Origin of the sequence: Lacticaseibacillus sharpeae JCM 1186 = DSM 20505, from assembly GCF_001436225.1 — a bacterium.
GTDB classification, from domain to species: domain Bacteria; phylum Bacillota; class Bacilli; order Lactobacillales; family Lactobacillaceae; genus Lacticaseibacillus; species Lacticaseibacillus sharpeae.
In genome coordinates this window covers 71,097-77,757 of record NZ_AYYO01000022.1, presented here as the reverse complement: position 1 = coordinate 77,757, position 6,661 = coordinate 71,097, and the positions used below count along the sequence as shown (strand labels likewise).

6 protein-coding genes are annotated in these 6,661 nt (G+C 50.6%); 2 read left to right on the top strand and 4 right to left on the bottom strand.

What is annotated here, in order from left to right:
* Positions 1-58: 58 nt before the first annotated feature.
* The 3 genes from FC18_RS05795 to FC18_RS05785 all read right to left on the bottom strand — a co-directional run bounded on the left by FC18_RS05795 (position 59) and on the right by FC18_RS05785 (position 1,726).
* Complete coding sequence (locus FC18_RS05795) at positions 59-472, bottom strand: type II toxin-antitoxin system HicB family antitoxin (RefSeq protein ID WP_054678243.1); 414 nt, start codon at positions 470-472, stop codon at positions 59-61.
* A gap of 22 nt (positions 473-494) precedes the next feature.
* Positions 495-698: a type II toxin-antitoxin system HicA family toxin gene (locus FC18_RS05790; protein WP_054678245.1), complete on the bottom strand. Its 204-nt coding sequence runs from the start codon at positions 696-698 to the stop codon at positions 495-497.
* 74 nt (positions 699-772) lie between these two features.
* Positions 773-1,726, bottom strand: a complete 954-nt coding sequence (locus FC18_RS05785) for a diacylglycerol/lipid kinase family protein (RefSeq protein WP_056975708.1) — start codon at positions 1,724-1,726, stop codon at positions 773-775.
* A gap of 17 nt (positions 1,727-1,743) precedes the next feature.
* On the opposite strand from FC18_RS05785, the gene FC18_RS05780 reads away from it, so the two are divergent.
* The gene (locus FC18_RS05780) at positions 1,744-3,162 is read left to right on the top strand and encodes a hypothetical protein (protein ID WP_156300877.1); all 1,419 of its coding nucleotides are present in this window, start codon (positions 1,744-1,746) and stop codon (positions 3,160-3,162) included.
* A 60-nt stretch (positions 3,163-3,222) separates the two neighbouring features.
* Here the strand turns inward: FC18_RS05780 and FC18_RS05775 are convergent, their stop codons facing one another.
* Positions 3,223-3,507 (bottom strand): hypothetical protein, encoded by a 285-nt coding sequence (locus FC18_RS05775; RefSeq protein WP_054678251.1) that lies wholly within the window; start codon positions 3,505-3,507, stop codon positions 3,223-3,225.
* A 435-nt stretch (positions 3,508-3,942) separates the two neighbouring features.
* Between FC18_RS05775 and FC18_RS05770 the strand changes: the two genes are divergently transcribed.
* Positions 3,943-6,660, top strand: coding sequence for a glycoside hydrolase family 65 protein (locus FC18_RS05770; protein WP_056975706.1), 2,718 nt, complete (start codon positions 3,943-3,945; stop codon positions 6,658-6,660).
* The last annotated feature ends 1 nt before the right edge of the window (position 6,661 follow it).

Below are 6,661 nucleotides of genomic sequence, written 5' to 3'. Positions count from 1 at the left end.
ATTTTCAGAATGCTCGGTCGTTTAATTTTTGTGAACGGGAATTATGTCCCGGCCACGTTTATTTTGCTGTATTCAAAACGCGTTCGAGTGCCTCAGTTGCAACTCGCGAAACATTGATTTTCAAGGCCTTAGCTTGGTCGTTTAAGTATTCCGGAATTGTGATTGTCCGTCGTACTGTTTGTAGTTTTCGCATGCGCATTTTTTCTGCTTGCCACGCATCCATGTCGACCGAAACATAGACAACTTGCTGATTTGCTTGGAGCGTCCAAGCGGTCGGGTCATCTGGCTGCGGATATTGTTCACCATCCAGCATTGTCGCAATCGCATCCACCGCGTATTCAACTGCTTCTTGCATCGTTGCGCCATCAGTATGCATTCCGGGAATGTTGGGCGACGAAACGACATAATAATGACCGCTTTCGTCAGTGATTTCTTCAAAAATGGTTGGGTACATCAGAATGTTTTTTTTCATTACATGTATCAGGGCAAATAAACTATTTTCCTTCGCGATAACCTATGTCCTTCAGAATAGCCTTTTGCGTTGCTGGTCTAAGCTCACCGCTATGAAAGGGAATTTCAGTAGTTTTACCGGTAATCTTGTTCAGATACCGACGATGTCCACCCTTTCCTTTAGCCTTTTGCAACTCAAAGCCAGCTGCCAGCACTAAAGCTTCAAGTTGCTTTGGCTTCATCGGCATTGCCCCGGCTCCTTTCCATATCTGCAGTATACAACCGTTCGCCTAAAATGTACATACTTTATACGTATAGCAATTTATTTTTGCGGTGCAAACCAAAAGTCCTGGCTGTCGACCCCAATCTCGATGCGGTAAGGCTGCTCGGTCATGTCTTCCCCGTCAATCTGCGCGAATTCCTTGCTGGCAGTAGAAATTTCGAACCGGGACGCGCGAATGTGGTGGCGGCTTGGACTCTTCACCGGTTTGCCCATGATGGACGCAATGGCCTGGGTGGCAAAGACGACCAGGTTCGGCCGGTCAACCACAATCAGATCCAGTTCGCCGTCATCTGGTTTAGCACCCGGCAGAATGCGGACCCCGCCCCCGAAGTACGGGTGGTTGGTCGTGGTGCACAAGTATGCATCCTTAATCCGTTCGGTGCGGCCATTTGCCGTCACCTCAACCGCAAATGGCTTGCGGTTGGTCAGGATGCGGATTACCTGCGCCATGTACGCCAATGAGCCCATGTGCAAGGTGTTCAAGAACAGCTTGGACGTGGCGCGGTTGGCAGCGTTGACCACCGCCGCGTCGAAGCCAATGCCGAAGTTGTTCACGAAGAAGCCGCGCTTGCCACTTTGCAGCTCGGTGTACTTCCCGATGTCCAGCTTGTGCGCCGCAGTTGCGCCGAGCACCTGGTCGAGCGCCTCGATGGGCTTGCGGGACAAACCGACCCCGCGCGCGAAGTCGTTCCCGGAACCACCAGGAATGTACGCAATCGGCAAGTGGTACGGGTTGCCGGATAGGTGCAGCCCGGTAATCGCCTCGTTGAGCGTCCCGTCGCCACCAATCACCAGCAATACGGAACCCGCTGCGGCTTCAGTTTTAGCGATTTGTTGAGCCAGCAACACTGTGTGGCGGGGGTATTGGGATTCGTATAGTGCAAACTCGACGTCGCGGTCGACCAGCGCCTTGCTGATGACGCCCCAAACCGCCTTGGCGTTCCCGGAGCCCGCAACGGGATTATAGATAACGTGAAAAAATGGAATTGGCATGATGTCCTCGGTCCTGAGTGATTACTCAAAATGATAGTTTTATTTTAATCATTTTAGGCGGTGAGTGCAAAGAATTTCCGGGGTGGCAGATGTCACGGACTTATTGTTTACGGGCTGGCAAAGATGGAGAGGAATCTGCGCTAATCCTTTTATTGCCAAACACTCACACAGAGTTTATTATGAAGATAACTTTTAAATCAACATTGAGTCAGGTGACTGTCATGTTCATCAATCAGGTGCTTTTTGAGCTCAAACGTATTTCGAAACCATTGGTGGCAATGCTCTTTGTGTTGTTACTGGCAACAATGGCGGTACCAATTTGGCACGAACTGACGCAACCGACATATGGCCGTTCTTACGGTGGTGGTATTTTACTTCCAACGACCGCAAAAAGTTCCAGTAAGTCTGAACTAACAAAAGATTTGCTTTTAGGGATGCAATACGAGCAAAAACGATACTTAACCCGCACACCAACCAGCGAACATTTTTCAGATTTGACGAAGGCAAAACCTCTTCTTCACTACAACATAACTGCCATCAAGCTACTTAAACAAAAAAATTATCAGCAGCTAAATCAATTGTCGACAGACTTCATCACCAATCACCCGGTTTATTCAGCTTATACTCCTGACATAATAACTCTTGGTAGCTGCATGACCAGCATGAGCTTGAGTGGAGAATTACTTGAAGCGCAACAGATTGCTATTATGCAGAACGCGCCGTCAAGGCTGGCAGCAATTAGTGTTTATAGCGATGCAACAAACCTACTAATGCCAACGATTATCGGTTGGGGACTCATGGATAGTCATAAAAAGCCACTGCCGACAACAATGATGCTACTAGCAATTATTATCATTTTTGTTGCGCAAGCATTCGGAACGCACCGTAAAAATGACTCGAATGCTCTCATGTCAATGGCCCCAATATCAGACACAAAAATATTATTAGCAAGGGTCGTAACTCTGCTACTCGTGCTTGATTGCATAATCATTTTTGCTTATTTAATTATTGCAATATGCATATCTCTTATCCCGGGTCACGATTTTGGGTCACTTTTTTTCCCAATCATGACAAGCAAAAATGGCGGCTTTCTTGCAAGCTCGGTAATCAGCATGTTTTGGCACATGCTAACTTACTATTCAATGTGGATTATTATGCTTGGAAGCTGTGCTGCACTATTGATACATGCTGTTAAGGACACGATTAGCCTTGTTTTTCTGCTCGGCCTTGGCACTTTCCCACAGCTAGTTGGTTTAACTAGCCTGCTGCCAATCACAATAATAAACTTTTTACCCGCTGGTTATCTTAATTTACCACAGATTCTACTTCACACTGGTGAATTTAAATCAATGAGTTATCTATCTGTAATATCAGTGTTTGGTTTTTGGAGTGTCTGCTTTTGGGTGGTTAACACATTCATTTCCGCACGTAAATAAACGAGGTAGCAGGATGTTATGTTCTGCTACCTCGTTTATTCTAAGCATTTCAATCCATTTTTAAATGTAATCGTGTGCGGATACTCTGTTGCCATCAACCAGGTAATAGTAATACCCATACTGATCCACAGTATCACCATCAAGTGAGATTGTGCTTACATACGGAATTTCGACAACTCCCTTACCAGGACCACCGCTGACTTCAGCAATTCGTACAAACTCCTCGCTGTTTACCTTTACGGCGGACTTTACCGTCGCACTATTTGTCGTTGCGCCAACAGTAACTGATGCGCTGGACATTGTGATGGAAATTAATGCAATCGTTGCAAATAGAATCTTTTTCATAAGGATTCCCTCCATGTGACATTCAGTGTCGATCAACTTGTTGTCGGGCGTGTATTGTTCATCCCTTATATTTACAATGCAGGATTCACTTATCGTTGTCAACGCTTACTTATGATTTATTTTATATCGATAAGCGCTTGCGACGTTTCACAACACATCGTTAAAACATCGGCAGCTATTACCGGCCAGCTAGCATTTACGCTCTGTCCCCTCCAATTACGCCATCCATATCCGAGAAGAACACCCTATCAATTTCTGCAACAAAATTAAAAATCAGTCGCAAAGTTTGCAAAAATGCCGGCATCTGTGGATTTGCAGTCGCCATTTAGGAGTGCCAATTGCCTATCTAGCAGCATTATTGCACTGCACAATTTGCATATCCGCATTTTTCGCGTTACGGTTGATGGGTAAGGATTTTCTGAAAGGAATGATAAGATGCGCACCATTTCACTCAAGGTAATGGATGAAGCATTGGAAATCACGAACCAGACGGGCAACGCAAACGAAGCAAGCAAGCGGCTGCTGATCAGTTACAATCCAGCCCAAAGCATCGGCGCAAACCTCGAAAACATGCGCGTGCGCCTGGCCGGGATCGACTTCGACGTCATCGTTGTCGTCAATCCACTTACCTACTCGTTCTCCGACACCATTGTCGGTATCAACCATCAGCGCATCGACATCGGTCTGGCGCTGACCAACATGTTCAACGTCCCCGTCGTCGCACTCCCCACGGTTCGCCGCGTCGGTTTGCAAGCGGCGATTGACGCCAAAAAAGAAGCGGCGTGCTGGCACCTTGATTACTACGGCCAGTACGACGGCAAACGTAATTACGGCCAAGAAGCTATGCTCACGGTGGGCAACGGCTACTTCGGCTTGCGCGGCGCCTATGTTGAAGCGCACGCAGATAAGAATAACTATCCCGGCATGTATGTCGCCGGGCTGTACAACCAAACCACCACGAACATCAATGGCCGCGACATCACCAACGAGGACCTTGTGAACATGCCGAACGCGCAATTCATGACGTTCGGCGTCGACAACGCGACCCCATTTAAAATCCAACGTCGCGATATCCGCGACATCTACCGCAGTCTCGATTTGCGCACCGGCGCGTTGACCACCACCATGATCATCGTCTTAGGCACCGGCCACGAGCTCTGCGTGCAAACAACCAAGGTGGCGGACATGGAGCACTGGCACCGCTTCGCCATTCGCTACCAAGTCACACCGCTGAACTTCTCCGGGTCCCTGCAGGTGTATTCCGGCATCGATGGCGGCGTGCGCAATACCAACGTCGATCGGTACCAGCAGTTCGAAACCCACCACGTTGACATCTCCGGCATGGCTAGTGCGGGCGACCAGATTACGCTAGCAGGCCAGACAACGACCAGCAATATTCACTTCACCATTGGCAGCCGTTTAACCACGCCAAACGCAGACGCCGATTTGCGCAACCACATCAAGGTCAACACCACTAACACCGCAATCGCGCAAATCGCCAGCATCCCCGTTGCCACCGGCCAGACTTACACGTTCGACAAGACCGTCGCGCTGTACACCGACCGTGAATGTGCATCCGCTGAGCTAGACCAACATGTCACCAGCGAGCTCAATGCCGCCAGCTTTACGGACACGGCCGCCAGTGCCAAGCGTTTCTTCACTCAGCTTTGGACAACCAGTGACACCGCCATCGACGGCGACATCACCAGCCAAAAACTGCTGCGGGTCAACACGTTCCACCTCTTCACCTCCGCGACGGCGCTGGCGTCCGGTCAACTCGACGCCTCAGTTGGCGCCCGCGGCCTGCACGGCGAAGCGTACCGGGGCCACGTGTTCTGGGACGAAATGTTCGTCATGCCGTTTTACGCCGCACACTACCCCGCTATTGCCAAGCAGATGCTGATGTACCGCTACAACCGGCTGGGGGCAGCTAAAGACTACGCCCACGACAACGGACGCCAGGGGGCAATGTACCCGTGGCAATCTGGCAGTGACGGTTCTGAACAGTCGCAGTCGGTGCACCTGAATCCAATTACGAACACGTGGGATCCCGACAACAGTCGCCGCCAGCGACACGTATCGCTGGCCGTAGCCTATGATGCTTGGCTCTACTGGCACATCACCGGCGATGAAGAATTCATGCACAACTACGGCATTGTCATGATCTTGGCCATCGCCAAATTCTGGCTCAGCATGGTCACAAAGGATGAAGCGACCGGCAAATACAGCATTCACCGGGTCATGGGGCCCGACGAATTCCATGAAGGCTACCCCAACGCCGATGAGCCCGGCCTGACCGACAACGCGTACACCAACATCGGCGTGGCGTGGTTGTTCCGACTGGTCGAACAGATGCAGACCAAGGTTCACGACTTCGCCACCATCTTGAACCAGAGCGACCTGTGCACCAGTGATTTAGCGCAAATGACCACCATTCGCCACAATCTGCACCTCGATATCAGCGAAGATGGCATCATCGGTCAGTTCAGCGGCTACTTCAAACTGCCCGAACTCGACTTCGACCAATACCGCAAGCAGTATGGGGACATCGCCCGAATCGACCGCATCTTAAAGGCCGAGGGCAAGACGCCCGACGCGTACCAAGTGACCAAGCAAGCCGACACGCTGATGGCCAGCTTCATCTTGAACCAGCAAGACGTCGCCGACCTGATTGCGGACATGGGCTACACACTGCCCGATAACTACTTCGAGCACAACTTGCACTACTACCTCGCGCGCACCACGCACGGATCAACGCTCTCACGCATTGTTTACGCCTACCTGGAGCGACTGGCTGGCTACAACAGTCAGTCCTGGCAGCTCTACCGCCAAGCCCTGTTCTCCGATTACTATGACATTCAAGGCGGGACCACGGCCGAGGGCATTCACCTCGGGGTCATGGGGGCCACCCTCGACGTGGCGCAGCGGCTCTTCGGCGGGGTCAACCTGCTCGGAGATAAGCCGGCCATCAACCCACGTCTGCCAAAGCAATGGGCCGGGCTGCATTTCAACACGACCTTCCAGGGTGCCACATTAGCCTGCACCATCACGCACAACACCATTACCATCACTAGTGACAAGGACGTTGCGGTCACGGTTTTGGGCAAGCCGGTGCAACTAGTTGCCGGCAACGAATTTGCAACAGAATATTAAT

Coding starts and splice junctions, on each gene's coding strand:
- FC18_RS05795 (WP_054678243.1), bottom strand. CDS start 472: ATGAAAAAAAACATTCTGATGTACCCAACCATTTTTGAAGAAATCACT.
- FC18_RS05790 (WP_054678245.1), bottom strand. CDS start 698: ATGCCGATGAAGCCAAAGCAACTTGAAGCTTTAGTGCTGGCAGCTGGC.
- FC18_RS05785 (WP_056975708.1), bottom strand. CDS start 1,726: ATGCCAATTCCATTTTTTCACGTTATCTATAATCCCGTTGCGGGCTCC.
- FC18_RS05775 (WP_054678251.1), bottom strand. CDS start 3,507: ATGAAAAAGATTCTATTTGCAACGATTGCATTAATTTCCATCACAATG.
- FC18_RS05770 (WP_056975706.1), top strand. CDS start 3,943: ATGCGCACCATTTCACTCAAGGTAATGGATGAAGCATTGGAAATCACG.